This is a genomic window from Pseudoalteromonas sp. G5_S1_14_S5, assembly GCF_054968605.1.
The window spans coordinates 1-25,659 of sequence record NZ_JBQKUM010000068.1; the positions used below are offsets into that span (position 1 = coordinate 1).

Sequence of the window (25,659 nt, forward strand, 5' to 3'; positions counted from 1 at the left end):
ACACTGTATTCTTTGTGCTTTTGTCCGTGCTTCTACTCTCTGTTAAAGAGTGGTAGCACCAACAAATCAATTTGTGGTGCCCGGAGGCGGAATCGAACCACCGACACGAGGATTTTCAATCCTCTGCTCTACCGACTGAGCTATCCGGGCAACGGAGCGCTATTAAACGGATTTTCTGCATAACCGTCAACACCTTTTTTGAAAATAATTAAAAAAAACGTTCGTTAGTTGTTTTTTTATTCAAAAGTGAGGCTTACGTTTTACCTTGGTTAAAATCTTTCTTGAACTTTGTTACTTTTTCTAGGTATCGGCGTGATTCTTTATTCGGGTGTTTTTTCGTTAGTGCCCAGTAAGCTTGGCTAGGTTGCAGTGAGTTTAAGTCACGCATTGCACGTTTTCTGTCCTTACTAAAAGTGTTGAGCACACCACCTGTGCCACCGTTGTACGCAGAGATCATGCTGTATTCGAGTGTTGTTGGGTGTTGAACATCTTTCAAATAGCGATTTTTTAAGATGTAAAAATACGCAGTACCTGCATCAATGTTGTTTTCTGGGTTAAACAAATACTCAGGAGTCGGCTCTCCAGGTTTGTTTTTGACCAACTTAAAGACATCTCGACCTGCTGTTTTCGGCACGACTTGCATCAAGCCGTATGCATTCGCCCAGCTCACCGCATACGGGTTAAAGCTGCTCTCTGTCTTGATGATTGCGTAGATTAAGTCTTCAGGGATGTCATAGCGCTTAGATGCGCGTCGAACGATATCGGCATATTGGTAACTACGCTGGCTTGCGTGATCGGCCACCATAGGGATCTCAACGTAGTAGGCTTTTTTAAAGTCGACTTCTTTCGTTTTGAGATTGTTGGCTATCAGGTATTCAGCAAATTTGTTGGCGCGCCATGTCCATTGGATCGGTTTCTTCTCTTGGTCTACAACTTGATTGTAGAGAAAGGGTTTACCTTCTAATTTGATACTTTTTGAAGAGAATAGGTCGACATGTGCTGGGTCATCTGGCGTAAGCAACGTTGTCATAATGGCGTTTTTGAGATGTTTTTTAGGCTCTGTAGGGGAGACGGTTTCTACCGTTATCAGGCCTTCGCTAAAGTTTACTTCTGAGCGGCTTAAGTAATTGTCTATATATTTAACATAGTTACTCTTTCCTGCCATCTTTATTTCACTGCTACCCCAGCGCTTTTGGATATTGCCAGAAAAGCTATTGATCAAAGCGTCTAATGCGCCTGTATCTTTTTCAAACTGACCGGGTAGCTCCGCCAAGTTATTTACGAATCGGTTGGTTGGTTCGTAATTCACATCATAAATGCTCTCAACGAACTCACGACTGCAACCTGTGAGTAGCATGGCGGTTAGGAAGTAACTTAGCTTTTTCATAGTTCCTCATACAAAAATGACATCGCAGCGTTAACCATGATGTCATTAAAATTTGCTTAAATAAATGTCTTATTCGCTTGGTGGAGTGTAACCATCAATAACGACATCTTTACCTTCGAAAAGGAAGTTAACCATCTCAGTTTCAAGAAGTTTACGATGTTCAGGATCCATCATGTTTAGCTTCTTTTCATTGATAAGCATAGTTTGTTTGCTTTGCCATTGTCCCCAAGCTTCTTTAGAGATGTTGTCAAAGATACGCTTACCTAAGTCACCTGGGTAAAGTTGAAATTCTAAGCCTTCAGCGTCTTTCTGGAGGCGAGCACAAAATACAGTGCGGCTCATAGTGGTTCCTCTTATCGCGTTCGTTGATTCAAACGTCGTCATTCAGTTCAAAGGGTAGGCTTTCAATAAGCTGCTTTACAGGAGCGGCTAGGCCAATTTCTTCTGGTTTTGATAAGTTATACCAGAGACCTTTAATCCCTTCCATTATCAAATCTGGTTGTTTATCTAATTTTACTAATACTGGTGTGATATCTAAGTGGTAGTGGCTGAACGTGTGCCTAAACGCAATCATGGTCTTGATTGAATCTGTGTTTTTGATCGAACGAAGATCCAACTGATGTTCGATTTCTGCATTTTCATTTTGAGGGAAACAGAATAAGCCTCCCCAGATACCTGATTGAGGGCGCTGCTCAAGCCACACTTGATTATCGTGATACAGGATTACAAACCAGGTTTCTTTTACTGGTTTCTCTTTCTTTGGCTTTTTGCCAGGGAAGTCGAGCTGTCTATCGAGCTTCTTAGCTTCACACATGTTTTCTATCGGGCATAAAGTGCATTTAGGCTTGCTACGAGTACAAACCATTGCCCCCATATCCATCATAGCTTGATTGTACTTATCGACATCTTGCTTTGGTGTATGTGCTTCTGCGTGTTCCCAAAGTTGGTTTTCAACCTTTTTTTGACCAGGCCAACCCTCGACAGCAAAGCTTCTTGCCAGCGTTCGCTTCACGTTACCATCAAGGATCGCATGAGGGAGCTTGTAGACAGAGGACAGAATGGCTGCAGCTGTTGAACGACCAATGCCCGGAAGCGCATTCATCTCTTCGAGGGAAAGTGGAAACTCCCCACCATACTGCTCTGCAACAATCTTGGCAGCTTTGTACAGGTTACGAGCTCGTGCGTAGTAGCCAAGCCCTGTCCACAGGTGAAGCACTTCATCTTGCTCGGCGTTCGCTAGGTCGATAACTGTTGGGAAACGTTCCAAGAAACGCTGGTAGTATGGAATCACCGTAGCGACCTGAGTCTGCTGAAGCATGATTTCAGATAGCCAAACGGTGTAGGCGGTTTTGTTTTGTTGCCAAGGTAATTCTTTGCGCCCGTAAGCGTCATACCACTTTAATATGGCGGTTGCGAAAGGAGTCACGACATGCTCTATGCTTTGCTATTATTAGAAGCGAAATTGCATCACACTTAACGTTGGATGTAAAACAGACAAATTGTGTGGGAATTTATCCACGGAAAGACTTGCTTCGAAGGCAATTCTTTGGATAATCCCCGCTTTGATTAATCAATGTGCAGGCAAAAATCAATGAGTGAAGTGACCACTAACGAATATACTGAAGACGGTAAACTGGTTCGTAAGATCCGTAGTTTTGTTCGCCGCGAAGGCCGCTTAACAAAAGGCCAAGAGAACGCGATGAATGAATGTTGGCCAACAATGGGTATCGACTACAACCCAGAGCTTCTTAACTGGAAAGAAGTATTTGGCAACGATAACCCAGTTGTACTAGAGATTGGCTTCGGTATGGGTGCATCACTGGTTGAAATGGCAAAGAACGCACCTGAGAAGAACTTCTTAGGTATTGAAGTTCACAGCCCAGGTGTTGGTGCTTGTTTGGGTACTGCGCGCGATGCTGGCGTAACTAACCTACGTGTAATGTGTCACGATGCTGTAGAAGTATTTGAACACATGATTCCAGATAGCAGCCTGCATACACTGCAACTGTTTTTCCCTGACCCATGGCACAAAGCTCGCCATCACAAGCGTCGTATCGTTAAAGCTGAATTCGCTGAAATGGTTCGCGCTAAACTACACCTTGAAACTGGTATTTTCCACATGGCAACTGACTGGGAAAACTACGCAGAGCACATGATTGAAGTAATGAATGCTGCACCAGGTTTCGAGAATATTGCTGAAGATGGTGATTACATTCCTCGCCCGGATGAGCGTCCACTGACTAAATTTGAAGCTCGTGGCCACCGTTTAGGTCATGGTGTTTGGGATATTAAGTATAAGCGTACTAAGTAATTCTGAACCTCAATAAATATAAGGTGAGATTTGATTAGGATCTTAACCTTACACTTTGTGGGATTGATAAAAGCCAACATTATTGTAGTGTTGGCTTTTTTGTCCTTAGGCTTTTATTTCAGTAAAGGCTTAACGACAGAAAGTAATACCAATCACAGTAAGCAAGTGATCAGAAACGGCGTAGGAAAAAGGCTTGAGAACAAGGCTGCATTTTTCGATAAGTAGTTACTCTACGATCAAAAATTCTAACGCAGGTATCGAGCGTTTTAACAAGCTAGAGTGAGCCGTTATTTACTACGATTGGTATATGTTACCTCCCTATAAAAATAACAATATAGAAGTAAGCACACATGAAACCAACTCAAGCTATTTTGGCCGAGATCTTAGAAGAAGTTCGTCCTCTAATTGGTCAGGGAAAGGTCGCTGTTTATATTCCTGCACTAGCGCGTGTATCGAACCAGAAACTGGCGATTGCGGTGTACACCAATGAAGGAGAAGTGATTCAAGCTGGTGATGCAGAGGAAGCTTTCTCTGTACAATCTATCTCTAAGGCTTTGAGTTTGACGTTAGCAATGGTGCTCTATAAGCCAGAAGAGATTTGGCAGCGTGTCGGTAAAGAACCTTCAGGGCAAGCCTTTAACTCGATGATTCAGCTTGAGATGGAACATGGGATTCCTCGTAACCCATTTATTAATGCTGGTGCAATAGTTGTTGCAGACCTACTACAAAGCCGCTTGTCTGCACCAAGACAGCGTTTATTGGAGTTTGTGCGTCAGTTATCGGGCGATACTCATATTGTGTACGACAAGGTAGTCGCGGCTTCAGAAATGATGCATAGCGACCGCAATGCCGCTATCGCGTACTTGATGCGTTCATTTGGTAATTTTGAGAACGATGTTATCCCTGTACTCAATAATTACTTCCATGCTTGTGCACTTAAGATGACTTGTGTGGATTTAGCGAAAACCTTTAGCTACTTAGCGAACAAAGGTGTATCAGTTCAGACTAAGAAAGAGATCATCACGCCGGTACAGACCAAGCAGCTGAATGCTTTGCTTGCAACTTGTGGTTTGTATGATGGTGCTGGTGAGTTTGCTTATCGCGTTGGTATGCCAGGTAAATCTGGAGTAGGTGGAGGGATCATCGCTATCGTACCGGGTGAGATGACGATTGCAGTATGGTCTCCAGAGCTGGATCCGTCTGGTAACTCTCTTGCTGGTACTAAGGCTCTCGAGCTGCTTTCAGAGCGTATTGGGCGTTCTATTTTCTAGTATTTTCGGTATGCTAAATTCAATAAAAAGCCTCTCGTGATGAGAGGCTTTTTTTTCGGTCCTAGATTATTCGTCTTCTTCGGCCATGAAGGCTTCCAGCAAATCGTTGAGGAAAAGTTTCCCTTTTTCTGTGATTTGCCAATGAGTATCAGTTTCGTTCAAGTAACCTAGCTCTTTTGCCCATTCAATCGTTGATTGAACAGCGTCAAAACCAAGACCTGTCGTATCAATAAAATCTTGCTTGGGACACGCTTCCATCAACCTGAAACGGTTCATGAAGAACTCGAAAGGACGATCCTCGTTTGCTACTTCAAATTCATCCGAAATATAAGGTTTCACCATATTCTGATAAGCAGCTAAGTAGCCTCTTGGGTGCTTAACCTTAGTCGTTCGAATAATTCGCCCATCAGCAAAACTCAGCTTGCCATGAGAGCCACAGCCAATACCCAAGTAGTCACCGAAGCGCCAGTAGTTGAGGTTGTGTGTACACTGGTATCCCGGCTTGCTGTAGCCTGATATTTCGTACTGTACATACCCTGCATTAGCGAGCTTTTTGTGGCCTAATTCGAAGATATCCCAGAGATCATCATCGTCTGGTAAAGTTGGCGTTTTGTAATAGAACATGGTGTTAGGTTCTATTGTTAGCTGGTACCAAGATAAATGCGGGGGATCTAACTCGATCGCTTTATCTAGATCAGCCAATGCTTGATCGATACTTTGATCCGGTAAGCCATGCATAAGATCGAGGTTAAAGCTGTTTAGACCGATTTTATGTGCAAGATGAGCAGCGTTGATCGCTTCATCTTGACCATGGATACGGCCCAGCCTTTCTAGCTTTTCTTGCTCAAAGCTTTGTACACCAACTGAGATACGAGTAATCCCCGCTTTTTGGTAACCAGCGAAACGCTCCGCTTCAATGGTGCCTGGATTGGCTTCCATGGTGATTTCAATTTCAGGTTTGAATGGGATGCGTTGCTCAATACCTTGAAGCAGTCGACCGATACCTTCTGGAGAGAACAGGCTTGGAGTTCCCCCCCCAATAAAGATCGAATACAGCGGACGAGGAGCACCATTGAGTTGGTACTTTTCGATATCAGTATCGAGATCCTCAAGTAGCGCATCGATGTACTCTTTTTCGGGGATATCGGCTTTCAGAGCATGTGAGTTGAAATCACAATACGGACACTTTTGTACACACCACGGGATGTGTACATAAAGGCTAAGAGCTGGTGGAACGAGTGCTGCGTTGTGCATTACAGAGCTTGCTCTTTCAGTGCTTTGAATAGTGATGCAAGGGCTTTACCACGGTGTGATAGTTGCTTTTTGCGTGAAGGGGCAAGCTCAGCAGATGCACATTTGTCTTCTGGAACAAAGAATACAGGGTCGTAGCCAAAGCCGTTCTCACCGTGCTCTTCAGTCAGGATTTGTCCTTCCCATTTACCATGGCATACCAGTGGTGTTGGATCATTTTCGTGACGCATTAAGACTAATACACAGTGAAAACGAGCAGTACGCTTCTCTGACTCAACACCTTGCATAGCATCAAGCAGTTTTTCGATGTTCTCTTTATCGGTAGCGTCTTCTCCTGAGTAACGAGCTGAGTAGATTCCCGGCGCGCCATTTAAGTAATCAACCTCTAAACCAGAGTCATCTGCAATCGCTGGTAGACCGGTTTCTTTCGCTGCATGACGAGCTTTAATGATGGCATTTTCAATGAATGTTGTTCCTGTTTCAGCGACTTCTGAAACGTTAAATTCACTTTGTGCGACAACGTCAAAGCCGAACTCAGACAGAATATCTGCCATCTCGCGAACTTTGCCTTGGTTGCCTGTAGCTAAAACAATCTTACTCATGGAATGGTGCTCTAAATAAGTTAATGAACAGAACAGTGAGCTTACTCTTCTGTATAGAATTTTTGCGTGAAACGTAATGGACCTGTACCTTTCAAGCCTGCGTTAACATCGATATTAAACGTGATGTTTTCTTCGTGCGTAATAGGGAACTCTGCAAGGTAATAGATGGCATCACCTTCTTTGATTTCACGGAAGTTAAGCGTGCGAGTATTACCCACCAGGTTTTTGGCTGTTCCCGTTATTTTAGCGGTTGTCGCAGGTTTTCCAAGGGAGGCATTGTCTAGTACGCTGATGTTTAAAATAGCTGAGTAGCCGTTTCGCTTGAGCTTGTATTGTTTCGCGACTTGAGCTGTTAAAAATGTCGAGTTAAAGGCCGAGTAGTGAACCTCGATATCCTTAATGTTCTTAAATTGCCCTGCTGAGCTTGGTAGGGCAATGAGAGCGGTAAGTAGTGCTGTTATCCATAGACGCATAATGACTCCAATAAATAGCAAAAAGCCATCATAGGATGGCTTTGACTTCAGTGGGGATTTGGCTTGGCGAGCATATTCGAACTTGTTTGTGCCGGCCGAGTTCTCCCTTTTCAATTTTAATTTGCCCTTTAGCGACCTTAAATTGTTTCGCTAGGTATTTCGCTAAGTGGGCATTGGCTTTGCCATCTACTGGTGGAGCAGTAATGGCAATTTTTAGTTCCTCACCGTGCAAACCGACGATTTTGTCTCGGCTTGCTTTGGGTTGGATATAGACCCGAAGAAGAATGTCGTCTTCTTCGGCCCAAACCGCTTTTGGCATCGTCAAAGTACCTGATGTTCGTACTTGAATTATAGCTGATACCAAATAGGACCAATCATGTCACCCATAAGGAAGTTCGCAAACTGAAGAACAATGAACAGAACCAACACGCTTAGGTCGAAACCACCCATATCCGGCAGAATGCGACGGATAGGCATTAGCATAGGCTCAGTCAGTTGATGGAATACGTATTCGATTGGGCTACGACCTTGGCTAACCCAGCTTAGGATTGCACGGATTAGTAGTACCCAGAAAATCAAACCACCAGCCGCTTTGATCAGAGAAAGTCCGCCAAAGATTAGGAAGCTGATATCGAACACTGCTGCGCCACCAGAGATAATTAAGTTCAGAGCGACGAACTTAAGTACACACAGCACGTAAGCGAAAACGACTGTCGCTAAGTCAATGCTGCCGATTGATGGAATAACTCTACGCAGTGGTGCAACCACTGGTTGTGTCGCTTTTACGATGAATTGTGAGAACGGATTGTAGAAATCTGCACGTGATGCTTGTAGCCAGATACGCAAGATCACAACCATGATGTAAAGATCAAAAACGGTCGAGATCAGAAAGCTCATCGAGTTCATATTGTTTCCTTTTTCGGATTTACTTGCCGCTTAGATATCACATGAGCGACAAAATGCTTAAAACAGTTTTTCCATTTCTTCAGCTCGAGCAACTGCCGCTTGCATGGCTTTGGCTACAATGTCTGATAGTTGATGTTCATTAAAGGTGCGCAGTGCTTCGGCGGTAGTACCACCTTTTGAAGTCACTTGCTCACGCAGTGTAGATAATTCTGTATCTGGATTCGCGACCACCATCTCTGCCGCGCCTAATGCCGATTGCTGTACTAGCTTGCGGGCCGTCTCTTGGTCGAAACCTTGATTGACTGCTTCCGCTTGCATTGCTTCCATAAACAGGAAGAAGTAAGCCGGAGCGCTGCCTGCCGCCGCAATGATGTTGTTGATACCAGGCTCTTGTTCAACCCAGCTCACTTCCCCAACAGCCTGCATTAGCTGTGATGAGAAGTCTTTATCTGCTTGGCTAACGGATGAATCAGCATAAAGCCCACTCATACCCTTACCAAGCAGTGATGGTGTGTTTGGCATCACACGTACTAGGTTCAGCTGGCAGTCTAACATCTCATTGAGTCGATTCGCATTAATACCTGCGGCAATTGAGATAACCAGTTTGTTGCTAAAGTTGATGCTTTGTAAGGGTTTACATACATCAGCCATCATCTGTGGCTTCACTGATAATACAACAACGTCTGCTTGCTCTGCTGCGGCAATATTATCGCTGGTGGTATTGATTCCGTACTCTTGCTCTAACGGCACTCTTCTGGTGTCAGAGGGTGCAGTCGCCGTAATCTTTTGCGCTGGGTAACCACTCGCTACTAAGCCCGCTACAATTGAGCGAACCATGTTGCCCGCCCCGATAAAGGCGATGTTCTTATGTTCCATATATCAAATCCTGAGCGTATCGCTGCGCGGTGAAAGCGGAGCGGTATCAATACTTATACTTTTTAGGTTGTTAGGTGTCGCTATTTCGCGTAATCACGAGCACCGAAAATCGCGGTTCCAATACGAACCATAGTGCTGCCAGCCTCGACTGCTGCCTCCATATCTCCACTCATGCCCATCGAAAGGGTATCAATATCAGGATATTTTGCAGCTAGCTTATCTTTAAGCTCTGTCAGTTGAGAGAAAGCACTAAGCTGTGATTGATAGTCAGAAACGTTTGCAGGAATTGACATCAATCCTCTTAAAGTGAGGTTGGGCAATGAGGAAATCAACTCTGCCAGTGCAAAAACTGACTCTTCAGATGTGCCAGACTTGGATGCTTCCCCACTGGTGTTTACTTGAATTAACACTTGCAATGGTGGAAGTACGCTTGGGCGCTGGTCATTCAGTCTCTGAGCGATCTTATCGCGATCGATGGAATGTACCCATGCGAAGCTTTCTGCAATAGGGCGAGTCTTATTTGACTGGATTGGTCCAATAAAGTGCCATTCCAAATTTAGGTTAGAATGTTGTTCTGAAAAGTGTTTTACTTTATCGACACCTTCTTGAACATAGTTTTCACCAAAGGCCATTTGGCCTCCGAGCGCGGCTTCTAGAATCGCATCAATAGGTTTGGTTTTGCTGACGGCTAAAAGGTGTACGGACTCTGGAGATCGTCCGCACTTTTGCTCAGCGCTACGAATCTGTGAGGTGATTTGTTCGATGTTTTGTTGAATACTACTCATAGCTGACTTTACTTAGGGGAAATAAATGGATATCACTGAGTTACTAGATTTTAGTGTAAAGCATAACGCGTCAGATCTACATCTTTCTGCGGGTGTATCTCCAATGGTACGTATAGATGGTGAAGTAAGGAAGCTTGGAATACCAGCTTTGAGTCATGCTGATGTGCACCGTTTGGTTTTTGAGATCATGAGCGACTCGCAGCGTGGTGAGTTTGAGGAAAAACTGGAAGTCGACTTCTCCTTTGAATTACCCAATGTTGGTCGTTTCCGTGTTAACGCTTTTAATCAATCTCGTGGTTGCTCAGCTGTCTTTCGAACTATCCCTGTCGAGATTCCGACGTTAGAGCAGTTAGGCACCCCTGACATTTTTGAGAAGATTGCTAATTATGAAAAGGGTCTAGTGCTAGTTACAGGCCCTACAGGCTCTGGTAAATCAACCACTCTTGCGGCGATGGTCGATTACGTAAACCGTAACCACAATAAGCATATTCTCACCATCGAAGACCCGATTGAATTTGTTCACACCAACAATAAGTGCCTAGTGAACCAGCGTGAGGTTCATCGTGATACCCATAGCTTTAAAGCGGCGTTGCGCAGTGCGTTACGTGAAGACCCTGACGTCATCCTTGTTGGTGAGCTTCGCGACCAAGAAACCATTAGTTTAGCGCTCACGGCCGCAGAAACCGGTCACTTGGTTTTTGGTACCTTACATACCAGCTCGGCGGCAAAAACGATTGACCGTATCATTGATGTTTTCCCAGGTAGCGATAAAGACATGGTTCGCTCAATGTTGTCTGAATCGTTACGTTCGGTGATTGCCCAGAAACTATTAAAGCGTGTCGGTGGTGGTCGTGTGGCTTGTCATGAAATTATGATGGCGACGCCAGCGATCAGAAACTTGATTCGTGAAGATAAAGTCGCTCAGATGTATTCGATCATTCAAACAGGTGCGGCACATGGCATGCAAACCATGGAGCAAAATGCGAAGCAGCTGATGGCTCAAGGCTTGGTTGACTCGGAAGAGGTCGAGAAAAAGATCGAAATTGAAACCTCAATGTTCTAATTAAGGGTGCACATGATGGAATTGAATCAAATCCTTGAGAGAATGCTTTCTCAAAAAGCGTCCGATCTTTACATCACGGTTGATGCGCCAGTCTTGTTCCGTGTCGATGGGGAACTGCGAGCGCAAGGCGAGAAGCTGAATTCAGCCCAGGTCAGTCAATTACTTGATGCGATGATGGATCAAGATCGACGTGATGAATACCAGCAAACGCGCGAGGCTAACTTTGCGATTGTGCGTGATTTTGGCCGTTTTCGTGTTAGTGCGTTCTTTCAGCGAGAGCTACCTGGTGCGGTAATTCGACGTATCGAGACCAATATCCCAACCTTTGAGCAATTAAAGCTTCCTGATGTACTACAGGACTTGTCTATCGCTAAACGTGGGCTTGTGCTGGTGGTTGGGGCAACGGGTTCTGGTAAATCAACCTCAATGGCTGCAATGACGGGTTACCGAAATACTAATCGCTCGGGGCATATCTTGACGGTTGAAGACCCGATTGAATTTGTTCACGAACATAAGAAATGTATTGTGACTCAGCGCGAGGTAGGGCTTGATACTGAGAGCTATGAAGTCGCACTTAAGAACTCATTACGCCAAGCGCCAGATATGATTCTGATTGGTGAAATCCGTAGTCGTGAAACCATGGAATATGCGATGACCTTTGCTGAGACGGGTCACCTGTGTATGGCAACTTTGCACGCGAATAATGCCAACCAAGCGCTAGAGCGTATTCTCCACTTGGTGCCGAAAGAGCAGAAAGAACAGTTCCTGTTTGATTTGTCGATGAACCTGCGTGGTGTGGTTGCTCAGCAGTTAATCAGAGATAAAAATGGCAGTGGGCGTCATGGTGTGTTTGAGATTCTACTGAACAGCCCACGTGTGTCTGATTTGATTCGCCGCGGTGAGTTGCATGAGTTAAAAGCAACGATGGCAAAATCGAAAGAAGTGGGCATGCAGACTTTTGACCAAGCTTTGTATGATTTAGTCGTAGTAGGAAAGATTAGCGAAGAAGATGCACTCCACAGCGCCGATTCGGCTAATGACTTACGCTTAATACTTAAAACCAGGCGAGGTGATGGTGATTACGGTAATGGAGCTTTATCTGGCGTAAAGATTGATATGGGGTAGATACAAAAATCAGAAAGCCCGAGCTGTTATGGTGTAGAGCTCGGGCTTAAAACAGCTAACTTATTTGATATTTAGCGAACCATGACTTTTTCGAATGTCGTCTTAGTACTTCGTACCACTATTGGAACCTGAATAAGTTTTGCCATCATTCATGTGACTAGCGTTGCTAGACCCTGTTGAGCTACACGCTGAAATGGTTAGAGCGGCAAAGATTACTAGAAAAAATTTCATCTGAACTCCCACTTACCTATTGATGAATTGCAACGTCTCTACGGCGCGAAATTCGTGCGGGATCACAAATCGGGATGCTTTTTGCTTACTTAATTTTCGTTAAAAATATTGTGCTTCAAACCAGCTTTCGAGAATGACAACTGCGGACTGGTTATCAACATTTCCTTTACTTAATGCTTTGTAGCCACCCATGTCAAAGAGGTCGGCTCTTGCTTCTGCGGTCGATAATCTTTCATCATGCAGCTCAACATCAACACCAAAACGACCTTTTAATCGCTTAGCAAACTTCTTTGCTCTAGGTGTGATGGTTTCTAGATCACGACCGTGAAGATCGGTAGGTAGCCCGACGACGATAAGATTTGGTTGCCACTCTTTAATCTGTTTTTCGATGTCGTCCCAGTTCGGGATACCGTCTTTAGCTTTAAACGCTTTTAAAGGACTAGCTGTGCCAGTGATTTCTTGTCCAATTGCGCTGCCTATACTTTTTGTACCGTAATCAAATGCCATAATTGTTCGTGACATGGGGCTTCCAAATTTATCTGTGTTTGAGTGTTTCTGCTATGAGGCTAGGCGTGACCAGCGTCAGACGAAAGCTGCGCGGCGTTGATACCTAACATTTGTACTGCGACTTTCCAGCGATCTGAGATTGGCGTATCGAAGATGACTTTAGGGTCTGCTTCAACGGTTAACCATGAGTTTTCAGTTAGCTCGGTTTCCAGCTGACCGGGCTCCCAACCTGCATAGCCAAGAGCGACCAAGTAGTGCATCGGCTCATCTTTAGTGCCTAACACCATTAAAATATCTTTTGAGGTCGTTACCGAGATTTGGTCGGTCATGCTGATGCTTGATTGATAGCTGCCCTTAGGTTTATGTAGAATAAACCCACGGTCTTCAGCAACCGGGCCACCATTTAATACTGGCTTATCAAGGCTGGCTTGATTAGGTTTTGGTTGCTCAGATTCAACCTCAACTTGTTTGAGCATACTGCCGACAGTGACATCGATGGGAGCGTTAATCATTAACCCCATCGCACCTTCCTCGTTGTGTTCACAGAGGTAGATTACCGAGTTTTGAAAATACGGATCTTTCATCCCGGGCATAGCGACCAAAAAGTGGTTCGTTAGGTTCATAGAGCCTCCTGCCAGTGTGTCACTAATAAAGGGAAAAGAGCGGCGTAAAGCCGCTCATTCTATTCCTAAGACGTATGTGTGAAGCGCTAGGGCTTTCTTTTAGCTTAGGTTATTTTGCGTTAACGCGACGCTCAATTGCATCCATTAACTTGCCCGTTACCGAGATATCGAAAGCGGCTTCGATTTCGCGGATACATGTAGGGCTCGTTACGTTGATTTCAGTTAGCTTATCACCGATAACGTCTAGACCAACGAAGATTAGACCTTTTTCTTTTAGTGCAGGAGCAACGGCTCTTGCTATCGCCCAGTCTGTGTCACTTAGAGGTCGCGCTTCACCAGTACCGCCAGCTGCAAGGTTACCTCTAGTTTCGCCTTTAGCTGGAATACGAGCTAGGCAGTAAGGCATTGGTTCGCCATCAACTACAAGAATACGTTTGTCACCGTTGCTAATGTCGGGAACAAAAGATTGTGCCATCGCATAGTTTTGGCCATGGTTAGTCAGTGTCTCGATAATAACTGATACGTTTGGATCGCCTTCTTTCACACGGAAGATCGATGCGCCACCCATACCATCAAGTGGCTTAAGGATCACATCACCATGCTTCTCACGGAACTCTTTGATTTTCTCCGCTTTACGAGTCACGATAGTGGTTGGTGTTAGTTCCGGGAACCACGCTGTGAACAGTTTTTCGTTACAGTCACGTAGGCTTTGTGGTTTGTTTACGATCAGTGCGCCATTTTCTTCAGCACGCTCAAGAATGTAGGTTGCGTAGATGTATTCAGTATCAAACGGAGGATCTTTACGCATCAGTACTGCATCTAAATCAGATAGTGCGATAGTTTGCTCTGACTTGAATTCATACCAGCCATTTGGATCTTCTTTGAGCTCAACGACTTTAGTGTCTGCGATCGCAATGCCTTGATCTAAGTGTAGATCATTCATCTCCATGTAATGGATTTCGTAACCACGACGCTGAGCTTCAAGCATCATGGCAAAGCTAGAGTCTTTTTTGATGTTAATGGATGAAATTGGATCCATTACGATGCCAAGTTTGATCATTTTTTTCTCCTAGCCTAGATCGCCAAAACGGACTTGTAAGGCAGTAATTGCGGTTAGAGCTGCTGTTTCGGTACGAAGTACACGTGGGCCGAGTAGCGTCTCTTCAAATTTGTATTGTTCTGTCATGCTGATCTCTTCAGCAGACAAGCCACCTTCAGGACCGATTAATAGGCGTACCTTACTGATAGGTTCTGGAAGGGTATTAATTGAGTATTTTGCGCGAGGGTGCAGGTTCAGCTTTAATGCTTCACTAGGTTCGCTACACCACTCTTCAAGTTGCATGATAGGGCGAATTACTGGAACTGTATTACGACCGCACTGTTCACATGCTGCGATAGCTATTTTTTGCCACTGAGCGAGTTTTTTCTCGAAGCGTTTAGCATCCAGTTTAACGCCGCAGCGTTCTGAAATCAGAGGAGTGATGGTGTTTACACCAAGCTCTACCGACTTTTGGATCGTGAACTCCATTTTGTCACCACGTGAGATAACTTGTCCCAAGTGTAAGTCTAATGGAGATTCACTGCTGCGCTCGATACGTTCAGTCACGTCAACAGTGACATTCTTCTTTGATACCTCAGTGATTGTCGCCGGAAATTCAGCGCCGCTGCCATCAAAAAGAAGAACTTTTTGACCTTCTTTCATACGAAGGACACGACCAACATGACCCGCGGCATCTTCGCCTAAAGCGAGTGAACCTAACTGATGAATGCGTTCTGGGTGATGGATACGAGGGATTCTCATGCTGGTAAACCTATAAATAGTGTCATTAGGGTATTTTGTCTCTGCCTAACATGGATGCTTTTAGTTGAAAAAACAAGGGTAGAGCAAGAGTTTCAGGGGCAATTCCGAAACTCTTGGGTGAGACTGCTATGTTGAATGTTGCTGTGATGCAATAAGTGTTATTTGCAAGCTTGGTAAACAAATGGGTTGTGATTCCCTTGAATGGCAAAGATACGCTCATCACGAGTACATTCCCATTCGTTGACTGGGAACTGTTTATTCCACGCTATCATCAGATTGGTTTGTCGTTTAGATAGCTTAAAACCGTACTCTTGGCTCATGTAAAGATAAGTTCGAGCGATAGAACCTTTCGCTCTGTCTGGCGGCATTACCTTACGTTGCTTAAAGTTGACCTGCATTTCACACTGACCATAACTTACTCCATCCATACCATTCCATTGGCTGAAATTGTAGTTGGAGCGATCTCCGTTAACCTCGCCAATGGCCGGAGTCAGATTGTGAAGATCGGCTTCCATGGATTTGAAGACTTTGTCATTGCGAGTACAATTCTTGCGTCCACCGTCTTGCCAGCACTGACGCTGGTGGCCGAATTGCCAGGCGGGAACCACGTGCTCCCATTCAATTCGACTTGCACGTTTTTGCTGCTTTCGTACTTGATAGCCACAGCCGTCGAGGTCTGGAATGCCTTTCTTTTTGTCTTTCCATGTTATGTCACAGCCACAATAAAATGACGTTGGGTGATCAAGGTAAATCTTCACCGCTTCTTTTTTGGCTTTGGAAAATGAAGTGGGCGGAGCGGCAGAAACGCTTTGGGTTACCAGTAGGCCAAATACTACCGTTAAGTAAAAAGACACCGATAGGCCAAGTGCTTTGGGGGTGATTTTTTGCATAGAAAAAGACTGATAAAAGTATGATAAACATCAGTCTAGCACTCAAAGGATTGACTTCTCCATTACATTTCTATCACTGACTCCATTGAGTACTACTTTCTAAATTGGAGAAAGGTGTCGCTATAAAAGAAAGCTAATGCCGATTGAGAGCGCTAGCTGAGTTGTGTGCCTGTGAAGGATAAGGTTTGATTACACTGTTGGCAGCGGTAGCTTGATTGGTTGCGTAACACCTTGTTGTGACGTCTGATAGAAAGTGGATAAACCTTGCAGGCACAGCGATACTCAAAGGTCTTACCTTGCACTGAGGAAATCTCAAAGCTATGAGTCGTTTTAGCTGGCACGTTGAATACCTTTTCCATTACGTATTTCCATTCATTTCCATGAGGTCTCACTTGCCCAAACACTTGGTGAGTGACCAGATGTGCGAGCTCATGGGGCACGACTTCGTTGATGAAGGCATCTTCGTTTTCAGCGAATAGAACTGGGTTGAGTTTAATCTCATTGAGTTGAAGGTAGGCCTTTCCTGCCGCTTTGCCTCTTAGCTTGTAAGTGATCGTTGGGGAAGGGAATTCACGAGAGAAATGCTGGTTGGCGATAGCTAGGCATTCGGCTAGTTTCTTATTTGCTCTGTGCTGTTGCGGGGTGTAAGACAAACTTTGTTAACTCCAAAAAAAGAACTCAGCACTATAGCTGAGGTCTCATCATAACATTGCTCGTTAGTCTGGCGACTACTTAGACGTGATGTTTTTTCTTGATGATTTCGTGATAAGCATGCCATGTACCGTAGCCAAGTAGAGGCATTGTGACGATCATACCGATGCCGTAGGTGGCAAAGCCAACCAAAATACCGGCGCAGATGATGCTCGCCCATACGATCATCGCAGGGATATTTGACTTCACCGCATTGAAGCTGGTGAAGATTGCACTCATCACGTCAACGCGTCGTTCCATCATTAATGGGATAGAGAAAGCAGATATACTAAAAATAAGGCTAGCAATCACGAATCCAACGATCGAACCTGTAATCAAAAACGGGGCAAATTCTGAAAGTGGAGCGCCTTGTACGGAAGGGTAAAGCGCATGCAGTAGCGCTGCGATTCTCATCCAGAATATCATTGCTACCATTAAGATAATCGCAAATGCCCACTGGTGAGTCGAGTTGCGTGTGATGGCTTTCATTGAATGGAATAGGCTAGCGTTGTGTCCTTTCTCTCTCTCCCAGCTTGCGTCGTATAAGCCTAGAGCTAAAAATGGCCCTATCAGCATGTATACGATTAAGCTTGGCATCACAACGAGATGTGTTCCTTGCCACTGGACAAGTTGCACTATGGCGATGGCCGCAGCCATAAAGCATAAGCCGTAGAATGCACTTATAAGCGGCATTCTCACTAAGTCATGCAAAGCAAGCGACAACCAATGAAAAGGTGCTGAGATACTGATTTGGTTACAAGGAATGGTTCGAGCGTAATTTTGGTCGCTGACCTTGTGTTTCTTTTCGTTCAGTTCGGATGAGTGCGCAATACGAGGCATAGATCCCCCTAGTTAAATAACGTCCTAGTTGTAAGCCCATAGAGTTCAGAGGTGTCGAGCATGAACTTTATGGTGTTGAGCTAACGTGCTCTTGTCATCCCAGTTATTGTTCTAGCGTGCATCTAACGAGCGTCGTCAGACTGAATTTCTGTAAGTTAAATGTGAGCTTGATCGCCTAGGAGTTACCTTAACTATTGTCAGTAGTACTAGAAAACACAAATTATCCGTGGCTTTTTATACTAAGTGGCTAACGGTAAATGAGGGAGTTGATGGCAGGTAAAGTGAGTGAGGTTTCGATAAGTATCTAAAAATAAAGCCCTTACTAATAAGTAAGGGCTTTAAAAGTAATATGCGCTGCGGCTAAATTATTTTAGGCCAGCGAAGTCTGCAAGGATTGCAGCTTTGTCAGTTGCTTCCCAAGGGAACTCTTCACGACCGAAGTGGCCGTATGCTGCAGTCTGCTTGTATATAGGCTGAAGAAGGTTCAGCATCTCTTGAAGACCGTATGGACGTAGGTCGAAGTTGCGACGAACCGCTTCAATGATGATTTCGTGCGATACTTTCTCAGTACCGAACGTTTCAACCATGATTGATGTTGGATCTGCAACTCCGATAGCGTAAGACAGTTGAATCTCACAACGGTCAGCCATGCCAGCTGCAACGATGTTCTTCGCAACGTAACGAGCTGCGTAAGCTGCAGAACGGTCAACCTTTGATGGATCTTTACCAGAGAATGCACCGCCACCGTGACGAGCTGCGCCGCCGTAGGTATCAACGATGATCTTACGACCTGTTAGACCACAGTCACCCATTGGGCCACCGATTACGAAACGGCCTGTTGGGTTGATGAAGAAGTTAGTGTCTTTGTTGATCCACTCTGAGGGTAGTACTGGCTTGATGATCTCTTCCATTACAGCTTCACGTAGATCAGGTGTTGTTACTGAATCACAGTGCTGAGTAGAAAGAACAACTGCATCGATACCAACGATCTTGCCTTGGTCGTATTGGAAAGTAACTTGAGATTTCGCATCAGGGCGAAGGAAGTCTAGCTTGCCGCTCTTACGTACTTCAGCTTGCTTCTTGACAAGAAGATGAGAGTAAGTGATTGGAGCTGGCATTAGGATTTCAGTTTCGTTAGTCGCGTAACCAAACATGATGCCTTGGTCGCCCGCGCCTTGCTCTTTAGGATCAGCTTTATCAACACCTTGGTTGATGTCTGGAGATTGCTTACCAATTGTGTTTAGAACAGCACAAGAGTCAGCGTCAAAGCCCATATCAGAATGAACGTAACCAATTTCACGAACTGTTTCACGAGTGATCTCTTCGATATCAACCCATGCAGAAGTTGTTACTTCACCGCCAACCATAACCATGCCGGTTTTTACGTAAGTCTCACAAGCAACACGTGCTTTTGGATCTTGTTCTAAGATGGCATCAAGAACAGCATCAGAGATTTGGTCTGCAATTTTATCTGGATGACCTTCTGAAACAGATTCAGAAGTGAATAGGTGCTTAGCCATGAGAGCTCCACTTTTAGTTTTTGGTGTAAATAATTCATGGCGTCGCAAGCTAGGAAGCGCCGCCATTAAATACAGTATATTTTGTAGGTGTTTCTACATCTAGACGTCTATTCTAAATTCCAGCGGTCGAATTACAAGCTCTTTTTTATGATATGTCATAACTAAACGTTTGCGTATTGGTCGAGATAAGCCATAGCTAAGTGATGTAAATGTACGAAAACTGCGAAAAATGACCGTTAAAATGCCAGTAAAACGTTTGCAGTCGCTATAGTCGTTTGAGAGAATACCCGCGCTAATAAAAATGAAAACTTTAGCAATATCTCTTTTTTAAATCGCTTATGTATCCAGGAGCAGACATGCCTTCTCGTAAAGATCTAGCCAATGCAATCCGCGCACTTAGCATGGACGGTGTTCAACAAGCAAACTCAGGCCACCCAGGCGCACCTATGGGTATGGCTGACATCGCTGAAGTTCTTTGGCGTGGCCACTTGAACCACAACCCAGCAAACCCAGAGTGGGCTGACCGCGACCGTTTTATCTTGTCTAACGGCCATGGTTCAATGTTGATTTACTCTCTGCTTCACCTTGCAGGCTATGAGCTTTCAATTGAAGACCTGAAAAACTTCCGTCAACTGCATTCTAAGACGCCAGGTCACCCAGAGTACGGTTACGCTCCTGGTATCGAGACAACGACTGGTCCTCTAGGTCAAGGCATCACTAACGCTGTTGGTATGGCAATGGCAGAGAAAGCACTGGCTGCACAATTCAACAAAGAAGGCCACGACATCGTTGACCACTACACTTATGCATTCATGGGTGATGGCTGTCTGATGGAAGGTATCTCTCACGAAGCATGTTCGCTAGCAGGTACGCTAGGCCTTGGTAAGCTGGTTGCTTTCTGGGATGACAACGGTATCTCTATCGATGGCGAAGTGGAAGGGTGGTTCTCTGACGATACACCTAAGCGTTTTGAAGCATACGGCTGGCACGTAATTCCAGCAGTAGATGGCCATGATCCAGAAGCAATCAACGCAGCTATCGAAGCGGCTAAAGCTGATCCTCGTCCATCACTTATCTGTACGAAGACTATCATCGGTTTTGGTTCTCCAAACAAAGCTGGTACGCACGACTGTCACGGTGCTCCACTAGGTGCTGATGAAATTACAGCAACTAAAGCGGCGCTTGGTTGGGAACACGGCTCTTTCGAAATCCCAGCAGATATCGCTGCTGAGTGGAATGCGAAAGAAGCGGGCGCAGCAAAAGAAGCGGCATGGAACGCGAAGTTTGATGCATACGCAGCGGCTTACCCTGAGCTAGCAGCAGAATTCAAACGTCGTACTAACGGCGAACTTCCAGCACAGTGGGAAGAGAAAGCAAACGCAATCATTGCTGACCTTCAAGCTAACCCTGCAAACATCGCATCACGTAAAGCATCGCAAAACGCACTAGAAGCATTCGGTCAAATGCTTCCAGAATTCATGGGTGGCTCTGCTGACCTAGCGCCTTCTAACCTAACTATGTGGTCTGGTTCTAAGTCTCTAGAAGCAAATGACTTCTCTGGTAACTATATCCACTACGGTGTACGTGAATTCGGTATGACGGCTATCATGAACGGTATCGCTCTGCACGGTGGTTTCGTACCATACGGCGCTACTTTCTTAATGTTCATGGAATACGCTCGTAACGCAATGCGTATGGCTGCTCTGATGAAAGTTCAGAACATCCAAGTTTACACGCATGACTCTATCGGTCTTGGCGAAGATGGCCCAACTCACCAACCAGTTGAGCAAATGGCTTCTCTACGTCTAACTCCAAACATGAGCACATGGCGTCCATGTGACCAAGTGGAGTCTGCAGTCGCATGGAAACTGGCTATCGAACGTAAAGACGGTCCAACGTCTCTAATCTTCTCTCGTCAAAACCTTGCACAGCAAGAGCGTAGCGAAGAGCAAGTAGCTAACATCGCGAAGGGTGCTTACATCTTGAAAGATTGTGAAGGTAAGCCTGAGCTTATCCTTATCGCTACAGGTTCTGAAGTTGAGCTAGCGGTTAACGCTGCGGCTGAACTGACAGCTGAAGGTAAGAAAGTGCGCGTAGTATCTATGCCTGCAACTGACGCATTCGACAAGCAAGACGCTGAGTACCGTGAATCTGTACTTCCATCTGACGTAACAGCTCGTATCGCTGTAGAAGCTGGCATCGCTGACTTCTGGTACAAGTACGTTGGTTTCGGTGGCAAGATCATTGGTATGACAACGTTTGGTGAATCTGCACCAGCAGGTGAGCTATTCAAGATGTTCGGTTTCACTACTGAAAACGTAGTAAACGCAGCAAAAGAGTTGCTAGCTTAATAAGACTTCGTTAGTTACGTATAATAAAGCCGAGCCATCAGGCTCGGTTTTTTAGTCATATACAAACTTTAGGCTATTCGAATTCATTACCCCAGTTGTCCAACTCTTTAGTACCACATACTTTGCATGTCACGTACCGATCCATGTTGTAGTAGTGGCCGCCATTTATAATTGAGTTAGCAAAAAGCTTAATTCTACCGAATAAACTTTTGTCGGTATCGTAGCTGCTTGTCTGGCGAACAAGAATTTCACTATGTGGTGTTTCTTTATTGCATTTCTTGCAAAAATGAGTCGCTGGGTATCCAGACATAACCTTTTCCTATGGTTGAGAAAACTGGGTTAGAAACAGCCGTAGAACCAGGTAAAACTCATTAATGTAATAACTACATCAATTGGAAATGATACTCAATGCTTATGTATGGCTTTGTTGAGTTAGGTCACTCAACTAATGCCTTTTGGGTAGGATTCAGTTATTATGTGTTGCACGAAATTTTGGTTAGATGTACGGAACTATGCTAAAAGTCGCGATAAACGGATTTGGACGAATAGGGCGTAATGTATTACGCGCTGTTTATGAAAGTGGCAAAAGCCAACAAATCAAAGTAGTAGCTGTCAATGAGCTTGCTCAGCCTGACGCTATGGCTCACCTATTACAGTACGATACCAGTCACGGTCGCTTCGGTAAGAAGATCTCCAACGACCAAGAGCACATTTATATCCATCATGGCATCGGTGTCGAAGATAAAGGTGAGTTCGATACGATTCGTATTTTACACCTTGCTGATATCGAGTTGCTGCCTTGGCGTGACCTAGAAGTGGACATCGTTCTCGATTGTACCGGTGTTTACGGCTGCCGAGCGGACGGCCTAGCGCACATTGCTGCTGGCGCGAAAAAGGTACTGTTCTCACACCCTGGAGCTAATGACCTAGACAACACCATTATCTACGGCGTGAATCACGATACTATCGTAGCCGACCACCGAATCCTATCTAACGGTTCATGCACTACCAACTGTATCGTCCCTATCATTAAGGTTCTTGATGAAGCCTTTGGCATCGAGTCAGGCACCATCACGACCATTCACTCTTCGATGAATGATCAGCAAGTTATTGATGCTTACCACAGCGACCTTCGCCGTACTCGTGCTGCAAGCCAATCCATTATTCCTGTCGATACCAAATTGCATAAAGGTATTGAAAGAATCTTCCCGAAATTTTATAACAAGTTCGAAGCAATATCTGTGCGTGTACCGACGGTAAACGTCACTGCGATGGATTTAAGTGTCACAATTAATACGAATGTGAAAGTTAATGACGTAAATCAAACCATTGTTAACGCTTCTCAGTGTACATTACACAACATCGTTGACTATACTGAAGCGCCGCTCGTATCCATCGACTTTAATCATGATCCCCATAGCGCGATTGTGGATGGTACTCAAACCAGAGTGAGCAACGGCCACTTGGTAAAAATGCTAGTGTGGTGTGATAACGAATGGGGCTTTGCGAACCGAATGCTGGATACGGTTCTTGCAATGCAAGCTTCTGAAGGCAAGAAGTAAGACCTAGAAGCAAATATGAGGATTGTTTATTTTTTAGCTTGAAATAAATAACAAGAGTCCACATATTATTAGTAGTTAAAGAACTACCAGTTAAATAATTTATAGGCTTAGCAGGGTTGCTGAGTTTCCAAACTTTATTTTTTTTAAATTTGAGAGGACAAATCATGTCTGTGATCAAGATGACTGACCTGGAACTTGCAGGTAAACGCGTATTTATCCGTGCTGACCTAAACGTACCAGTAAAAGACGGTAAAGTAACTTCAGATGCACGTATCCTAGCATCTCTACCAACTATCAAACTTTGTCTAGAAGCTGGTGCAAAAGTAATGGTTACTTCTCACCTTGGTCGTCCTACTGAAGGCGAATACAACGAAGAGTTCTCTCTACAACCTGTAGTTAACTATCTAAACGACGCTCTAGAGTGTGACGTTAAACTAGCAAAAGATTACCTAAACGGCCTAGAGCTGAACGCTGGTGAGCTTGTAGTTCTAGAAAACGTTCGCTTTAACAAAGGCGAGAAGAAGAACGAAGAAGAGCTATCTAAAGCATACGCATCTCTATGTGACATCTTCGTAATGGATGCATTCGGTACGGCTCATCGTGCACAAGCATCTACTCACGGTGTTGGTACTCACGCTCCTGTAGCATGTGCTGGTCCTCTTCTTGCTGCTGAGCTAGAAGCACTAGGTAAAGCAATGGATAACCCAGAGCGTCCACTAGTTGCTATCGTTGGTGGTTCTAAAGTTTCTACCAAACTAACAGTTCTAGAGTCTCTATCTAAAGTTGCAGACCAACTAGTTGTTGGTGGTGGTATCGCAAACACATTCATCGCAGCTGAAGGTCACAACGTAGGTAAGTCTCTATACGAAGCAGACCTAGTTGAAACTGCTCAAAAACTAATGAAAGAGTGTGCTATTCCAGTAGCAACCGACGTTGCATGTGCGAAAGCATTCGATGAGAACGCAGAAGCTGAAATCAAGCACGTTTCTGAAGTTGCAGACGACGACATGATCTTCGACCTAGGTCCAGATTCAACTGCTGCTTTAGCTGAAATCATCGGCAACGCTAAAACTATCCTTTGGAACGGCCCTGTAGGCGTATTCGAATTCAAGAACTTCGAAGCGGGTACTGCTGGTATTTCTAAAGCAATCGCTGAGTCTGCAGGTTTCTCTGTAGCAGGTGGTGGTGACACGCTAGCAGCTATCGACAAGTTCGGTATCAAAGCTGACGTTTCTTACATCTCTACTGGCGGCGGCGCTTTCCTTGAGTTCGTTGAAGGTAAAGTACTTCCAGCAGTTGCTATGCTAGAAGAGCGCGCTAAAGCGTAATGAATATCAAGGCGGGTGACTATACCCGCCTTTAGCGTTTGCTGCATGTCACACTTTTTTGCTAGAATGGAGTCAGTTGTGAGCAAACGATTGCAAGCTTTTAAACTTAAGTTTTTTAATCTTAAAACGATAGAATAAATAGGACTATTTCCATGTCTAAGATCTTCGATTTTGTAAAATCTGGTGTGATTTCTGGTGATGACGTACAGAAAGTATTTGAAGTAGCAAAAGAAAACAACTTTGCTCTTCCTGCTGTAAACGTTGTTGGTACTGACTCTGTAAACGCAGTACTAGAAGCAGCTGCTAAAGTTAAATCTCCAGTAGTTGTTCAGTTCTCTAACGGTGGCGCTGCATTCTTCGCAGGTAAAGGCGTTAAACTTGAAGGTCAAGGTGCACAAATCCTTGGTGCTGTAGCTGGTGCTAAATACGTACACGCTGTAGCTGAAGCTTACGGTGTTCCAGTTATTCTACACACTGACCACGCTGCTAAGAAACTACTTCCATGGATCGACGGTCTACTAGACGCTGGTGAAGAGTTCTTCGCTCAAACTGGTAAGCCTCTATTCTCTTCTCACATGCTAGACCTATCCGAAGAGTCTTTAGAAGAGAATATCGAAACATGTGCTAAGTACCTAGAACGTATGGCTAAAATGAACATGACAATCGAGATCGAACTTGGTTGTACTGGTGGTGAAGAAGACGGCGTTGATAACTCTGATATGGACGCATCTGAGCTTTACACTTCTCCAGAAGACGTTGCTTATGCATACGAGAAACTAAGCGCTGTTAGCCCACGTTTCACTATCGCTGCATCTTTCGGTAACGTACACGGTGTTTACAAGCCAGGTAACGTTGTTCTAACTCCAACTATCCTACGTGACTCTCAAGCATACTGTGCAGAGAAGTTCGGTATCGCTCCTAACGCTCTAAACTTCGTATTCCACGGTGGTTCTGGTTCTACTGAAGCAGAAATCCAAGAGTCTATCGGCTACGGTGTTATCAAAATGAACATCGATACTGATACTCAGTGGGCTACATGGGATGGTATCCGTGCATACGAAGCGGAAAACCGTGACTACCTACAAGGTCAAATCGGTAACCCAACCGGTGAAGATGCGCCAAACAAGAAGTACTACGATCCACGCGTATGGCTACGTGCTGGTCAAGCTTCTATGGTTACTCGTCTTGAGAAAGCATTCGCTGACCTTAACGCTGTAGACGTACTATAGTTCTTTGAATTAAGCACTCTCTAAGTTTTAAAAACCC

27 protein-coding genes and 1 tRNA gene are annotated in these 25,659 nt (G+C 44.7%); 8 read left to right on the top strand and 20 right to left on the bottom strand.

The annotated features are described in order from the left end of the window. Positions 1-74: 74 nt before the first annotated feature. From ACTRWI_RS17590 to mutY, 4 genes are all read right to left on the bottom strand, one after another. Positions 75-150, bottom strand: a tRNA-Phe gene (locus tag ACTRWI_RS17590). A 103-nt stretch (positions 151-253) separates the two neighbouring features. After that, positions 254-1,387 carry a membrane-bound lytic murein transglycosylase MltC gene (mltC, locus tag ACTRWI_RS17595; RefSeq protein WP_499133099.1) on the bottom strand — a complete coding sequence of 378 codons (1,134 nt, stop codon included), beginning with the start codon at positions 1,385-1,387 and terminating at the stop codon, positions 254-256. A 69-nt stretch (positions 1,388-1,456) separates the two neighbouring features. Then, positions 1,457-1,729, bottom strand: coding sequence for an oxidative damage protection protein (locus ACTRWI_RS17600; protein ID WP_004738952.1), 273 nt, complete (start codon positions 1,727-1,729; stop codon positions 1,457-1,459). Between the two features lie 28 nt (positions 1,730-1,757). Beyond that, positions 1,758-2,813 carry an A/G-specific adenine glycosylase gene (mutY, locus tag ACTRWI_RS17605; RefSeq protein WP_499133100.1) on the bottom strand — a complete coding sequence of 352 codons (1,056 nt, stop codon included), beginning with the start codon at positions 2,811-2,813 and terminating at the stop codon, positions 1,758-1,760. Between the two features lie 165 nt (positions 2,814-2,978). Between mutY and trmB the strand changes: the two genes are divergently transcribed. Both trmB and glsB read left to right on the top strand, forming a co-directional pair. Then, a complete protein-coding gene (gene trmB, locus ACTRWI_RS17610) occupies positions 2,979-3,698 on the top strand; it encodes a tRNA (guanosine(46)-N7)-methyltransferase TrmB (RefSeq protein ID WP_004738956.1) in 720 nt (239 codons plus the stop codon). A gap of 350 nt (positions 3,699-4,048) precedes the next feature. Next, positions 4,049-4,969: a glutaminase B gene (glsB, locus tag ACTRWI_RS17615; RefSeq protein ID WP_499133101.1), complete on the top strand. Its 921-nt coding sequence runs from the start codon at positions 4,049-4,051 to the stop codon at positions 4,967-4,969. 66 nt (positions 4,970-5,035) lie between these two features. On the opposite strand, the gene hemW is transcribed toward glsB, so the two are convergent. The 7 genes from hemW to ACTRWI_RS17650 all read right to left on the bottom strand — a co-directional run bounded on the left by hemW (position 5,036) and on the right by ACTRWI_RS17650 (position 9,862). Continuing rightward, positions 5,036-6,223 carry a radical SAM family heme chaperone HemW gene (gene hemW / locus ACTRWI_RS17620; RefSeq protein ID WP_499133102.1) on the bottom strand — a complete coding sequence of 396 codons (1,188 nt, stop codon included), beginning with the start codon at positions 6,221-6,223 and terminating at the stop codon, positions 5,036-5,038. Beyond that, positions 6,223-6,822: an XTP/dITP diphosphatase gene (locus ACTRWI_RS17625; RefSeq protein WP_063524046.1), complete on the bottom strand. Its 600-nt coding sequence runs from the start codon at positions 6,820-6,822 to the stop codon at positions 6,223-6,225. Before ACTRWI_RS17625 ends, hemW begins: the two co-directional genes overlap by 1 nt. 41 nt (positions 6,823-6,863) lie before the next feature. Further along, complete coding sequence (locus tag ACTRWI_RS17630; RefSeq protein WP_128159366.1) at positions 6,864-7,295, bottom strand: DUF4426 domain-containing protein; 432 nt, start codon at positions 7,293-7,295, stop codon at positions 6,864-6,866. A 28-nt stretch (positions 7,296-7,323) separates the two neighbouring features. Beyond that, positions 7,324-7,614: a DUF167 family protein YggU gene (gene yggU / locus ACTRWI_RS17635; protein ID WP_499133103.1), complete on the bottom strand. Its 291-nt coding sequence runs from the start codon at positions 7,612-7,614 to the stop codon at positions 7,324-7,326. A gap of 29 nt (positions 7,615-7,643) precedes the next feature. After that, positions 7,644-8,201 carry a YggT family protein gene (locus tag ACTRWI_RS17640; RefSeq protein ID WP_004738965.1) on the bottom strand — a complete coding sequence of 186 codons (558 nt, stop codon included), beginning with the start codon at positions 8,199-8,201 and terminating at the stop codon, positions 7,644-7,646. A 57-nt stretch (positions 8,202-8,258) separates the two neighbouring features. Next, positions 8,259-9,077 (bottom strand): pyrroline-5-carboxylate reductase, encoded by an 819-nt coding sequence (proC, locus tag ACTRWI_RS17645; RefSeq protein ID WP_499133104.1) that lies wholly within the window; start codon positions 9,075-9,077, stop codon positions 8,259-8,261. Between the two features lie 80 nt (positions 9,078-9,157). Next, complete coding sequence (locus ACTRWI_RS17650; protein ID WP_499133105.1) at positions 9,158-9,862, bottom strand: YggS family pyridoxal phosphate-dependent enzyme; 705 nt, start codon at positions 9,860-9,862, stop codon at positions 9,158-9,160. 25 nt (positions 9,863-9,887) lie between these two features. Here ACTRWI_RS17650 and ACTRWI_RS17655 point away from each other — a divergent pair, with 25 nt between their 5' ends. Both ACTRWI_RS17655 and ACTRWI_RS17660 read left to right on the top strand, forming a co-directional pair. Next, entirely contained in the window at positions 9,888-10,925 is a 1,038-nt protein-coding gene (locus ACTRWI_RS17655; RefSeq protein WP_499133106.1) for a type IV pilus twitching motility protein PilT, read from the top strand. A 15-nt stretch (positions 10,926-10,940) separates the two neighbouring features. Beyond that, the gene (locus ACTRWI_RS17660) at positions 10,941-12,050 is read left to right on the top strand and encodes a PilT/PilU family type 4a pilus ATPase (protein ID WP_499133120.1); all 1,110 of its coding nucleotides are present in this window, start codon (positions 10,941-10,943) and stop codon (positions 12,048-12,050) included. A gap of 330 nt (positions 12,051-12,380) precedes the next feature. Here the strand turns inward: ACTRWI_RS17660 and ruvX are convergent, their stop codons facing one another. The 8 genes from ruvX to metK form a co-directional block, all read right to left on the bottom strand. Then, positions 12,381-12,803: a Holliday junction resolvase RuvX gene (gene ruvX, locus ACTRWI_RS17665; RefSeq protein WP_499133107.1), complete on the bottom strand. Its 423-nt coding sequence runs from the start codon at positions 12,801-12,803 to the stop codon at positions 12,381-12,383. A gap of 44 nt (positions 12,804-12,847) precedes the next feature. Then, positions 12,848-13,411: a YqgE/AlgH family protein gene (locus ACTRWI_RS17670; RefSeq protein WP_499133108.1), complete on the bottom strand. Its 564-nt coding sequence runs from the start codon at positions 13,409-13,411 to the stop codon at positions 12,848-12,850. 109 nt (positions 13,412-13,520) lie between these two features. Beyond that, positions 13,521-14,471: a glutathione synthase gene (gshB, locus tag ACTRWI_RS17675; protein WP_499133109.1), complete on the bottom strand. Its 951-nt coding sequence runs from the start codon at positions 14,469-14,471 to the stop codon at positions 13,521-13,523. A gap of 9 nt (positions 14,472-14,480) precedes the next feature. Continuing rightward, on the bottom strand, positions 14,481-15,212 hold the full coding sequence (gene rsmE, locus ACTRWI_RS17680) for a 16S rRNA (uracil(1498)-N(3))-methyltransferase (RefSeq protein ID WP_499133110.1): 732 nt from the start codon (positions 15,210-15,212) through the stop codon (positions 14,481-14,483). Positions 15,213-15,370: 158 nt separating this feature from the next. Next, complete coding sequence (locus ACTRWI_RS17685) at positions 15,371-16,102, bottom strand: endonuclease (protein ID WP_499133111.1); 732 nt, start codon at positions 16,100-16,102, stop codon at positions 15,371-15,373. A gap of 152 nt (positions 16,103-16,254) precedes the next feature. After that, entirely contained in the window at positions 16,255-16,755 is a 501-nt protein-coding gene (locus ACTRWI_RS17690) for a SprT family zinc-dependent metalloprotease (protein WP_499133112.1), read from the bottom strand. Positions 16,756-16,834: 79 nt separating this feature from the next. Further along, complete coding sequence (locus ACTRWI_RS17695) at positions 16,835-17,632, bottom strand: DUF2189 domain-containing protein (protein ID WP_499133113.1); 798 nt, start codon at positions 17,630-17,632, stop codon at positions 16,835-16,837. Positions 17,633-17,997: 365 nt separating this feature from the next. Then, a complete protein-coding gene (metK, locus tag ACTRWI_RS17700; protein WP_499133114.1) occupies positions 17,998-19,152 on the bottom strand; it encodes a methionine adenosyltransferase in 1,155 nt (384 codons plus the stop codon). 356 nt (positions 19,153-19,508) lie between these two features. Between metK and tkt the strand changes: the two genes are divergently transcribed. Further along, positions 19,509-21,503, top strand: coding sequence for a transketolase (gene tkt, locus ACTRWI_RS17705; protein ID WP_499133115.1), 1,995 nt, complete (start codon positions 19,509-19,511; stop codon positions 21,501-21,503). A gap of 73 nt (positions 21,504-21,576) precedes the next feature. On the opposite strand, the gene ACTRWI_RS17710 is transcribed toward tkt, so the two are convergent. Continuing rightward, complete coding sequence (locus ACTRWI_RS17710) at positions 21,577-21,813, bottom strand: hypothetical protein (RefSeq protein ID WP_499133116.1); 237 nt, start codon at positions 21,811-21,813, stop codon at positions 21,577-21,579. Between the two features lie 202 nt (positions 21,814-22,015). On the opposite strand from ACTRWI_RS17710, the gene epd reads away from it, so the two are divergent. The 3 genes from epd (at position 22,016) to fbaA (ending at position 25,622) form a co-directional block, all read left to right on the top strand. Further along, entirely contained in the window at positions 22,016-23,065 is a 1,050-nt protein-coding gene (epd, locus tag ACTRWI_RS17715; RefSeq protein WP_499133117.1) for an erythrose-4-phosphate dehydrogenase, read from the top strand. Between the two features lie 164 nt (positions 23,066-23,229). Next, the gene (locus ACTRWI_RS17720; RefSeq protein ID WP_499133118.1) at positions 23,230-24,393 is read left to right on the top strand and encodes a phosphoglycerate kinase; all 1,164 of its coding nucleotides are present in this window, start codon (positions 23,230-23,232) and stop codon (positions 24,391-24,393) included. 152 nt (positions 24,394-24,545) lie between these two features. Continuing rightward, complete coding sequence (gene fbaA / locus ACTRWI_RS17725) at positions 24,546-25,622, top strand: class II fructose-bisphosphate aldolase (protein ID WP_499133119.1); 1,077 nt, start codon at positions 24,546-24,548, stop codon at positions 25,620-25,622. Positions 25,623-25,659 lie beyond the last annotated feature (37 nt).

Excerpts from the sequence above, each read along its gene's own strand:
- glsB (WP_499133101.1), top strand. The coding sequence starts at position 4,049 with ATGAAACCAACTCAAGCTATTTTGGCCGAGATCTTAGAAGAAGTTCGT.
- hemW (WP_499133102.1), bottom strand. The coding sequence starts at position 6,223 with ATGCACAACGCAGCACTCGTTCCACCAGCTCTTAGCCTTTATGTACAC.
- ACTRWI_RS17625 (WP_063524046.1), bottom strand. The coding sequence starts at position 6,822 with ATGAGTAAGATTGTTTTAGCTACAGGCAACCAAGGCAAAGTTCGCGAG.
- ACTRWI_RS17630 (WP_128159366.1), bottom strand. The coding sequence starts at position 7,295 with ATGCGTCTATGGATAACAGCACTACTTACCGCTCTCATTGCCCTACCA.
- ACTRWI_RS17660 (WP_499133120.1), top strand. The coding sequence starts at position 10,941 with ATGGAATTGAATCAAATCCTTGAGAGAATGCTTTCTCAAAAAGCGTCC.
- ACTRWI_RS17720 (WP_499133118.1), top strand. The coding sequence starts at position 23,230 with ATGTCTGTGATCAAGATGACTGACCTGGAACTTGCAGGTAAACGCGTA.
- rsmE (WP_499133110.1), bottom strand. The coding sequence starts at position 15,212 with ATGAGAATCCCTCGTATCCATCACCCAGAACGCATTCATCAGTTAGGT.
- gshB (WP_499133109.1), bottom strand. The coding sequence starts at position 14,471 with ATGATCAAACTTGGCATCGTAATGGATCCAATTTCATCCATTAACATC.
- metK (WP_499133114.1), bottom strand. The coding sequence starts at position 19,152 with ATGGCTAAGCACCTATTCACTTCTGAATCTGTTTCAGAAGGTCATCCA.
- ACTRWI_RS17670 (WP_499133108.1), bottom strand. The coding sequence starts at position 13,411 with ATGAACCTAACGAACCACTTTTTGGTCGCTATGCCCGGGATGAAAGAT.
- ACTRWI_RS17640 (WP_004738965.1), bottom strand. The coding sequence starts at position 8,201 with ATGAACTCGATGAGCTTTCTGATCTCGACCGTTTTTGATCTTTACATC.
- yggU (WP_499133103.1), bottom strand. The coding sequence starts at position 7,614 with ATGCCAAAAGCGGTTTGGGCCGAAGAAGACGACATTCTTCTTCGGGTC.
- ACTRWI_RS17650 (WP_499133105.1), bottom strand. The coding sequence starts at position 9,862 with ATGAGTAGTATTCAACAAAACATCGAACAAATCACCTCACAGATTCGT.
- epd (WP_499133117.1), top strand. The coding sequence starts at position 22,016 with ATGCTAAAAGTCGCGATAAACGGATTTGGACGAATAGGGCGTAATGTA.
- fbaA (WP_499133119.1), top strand. The coding sequence starts at position 24,546 with ATGTCTAAGATCTTCGATTTTGTAAAATCTGGTGTGATTTCTGGTGAT.
- ruvX (WP_499133107.1), bottom strand. The coding sequence starts at position 12,803 with ATGTCACGAACAATTATGGCATTTGATTACGGTACAAAAAGTATAGGC.
- ACTRWI_RS17710 (WP_499133116.1), bottom strand. The coding sequence starts at position 21,813 with ATGTCTGGATACCCAGCGACTCATTTTTGCAAGAAATGCAATAAAGAA.
- proC (WP_499133104.1), bottom strand. The coding sequence starts at position 9,077 with ATGGAACATAAGAACATCGCCTTTATCGGGGCGGGCAACATGGTTCGC.
- ACTRWI_RS17655 (WP_499133106.1), top strand. The coding sequence starts at position 9,888 with ATGGATATCACTGAGTTACTAGATTTTAGTGTAAAGCATAACGCGTCA.
- tkt (WP_499133115.1), top strand. The coding sequence starts at position 19,509 with ATGCCTTCTCGTAAAGATCTAGCCAATGCAATCCGCGCACTTAGCATG.
- ACTRWI_RS17685 (WP_499133111.1), bottom strand. The coding sequence starts at position 16,102 with ATGCAAAAAATCACCCCCAAAGCACTTGGCCTATCGGTGTCTTTTTAC.
- trmB (WP_004738956.1), top strand. The coding sequence starts at position 2,979 with ATGAGTGAAGTGACCACTAACGAATATACTGAAGACGGTAAACTGGTT.
- ACTRWI_RS17600 (WP_004738952.1), bottom strand. The coding sequence starts at position 1,729 with ATGAGCCGCACTGTATTTTGTGCTCGCCTCCAGAAAGACGCTGAAGGC.
- mltC (WP_499133099.1), bottom strand. The coding sequence starts at position 1,387 with ATGAAAAAGCTAAGTTACTTCCTAACCGCCATGCTACTCACAGGTTGC.
- ACTRWI_RS17695 (WP_499133113.1), bottom strand. The coding sequence starts at position 17,632 with ATGCCTCGTATTGCGCACTCATCCGAACTGAACGAAAAGAAACACAAG.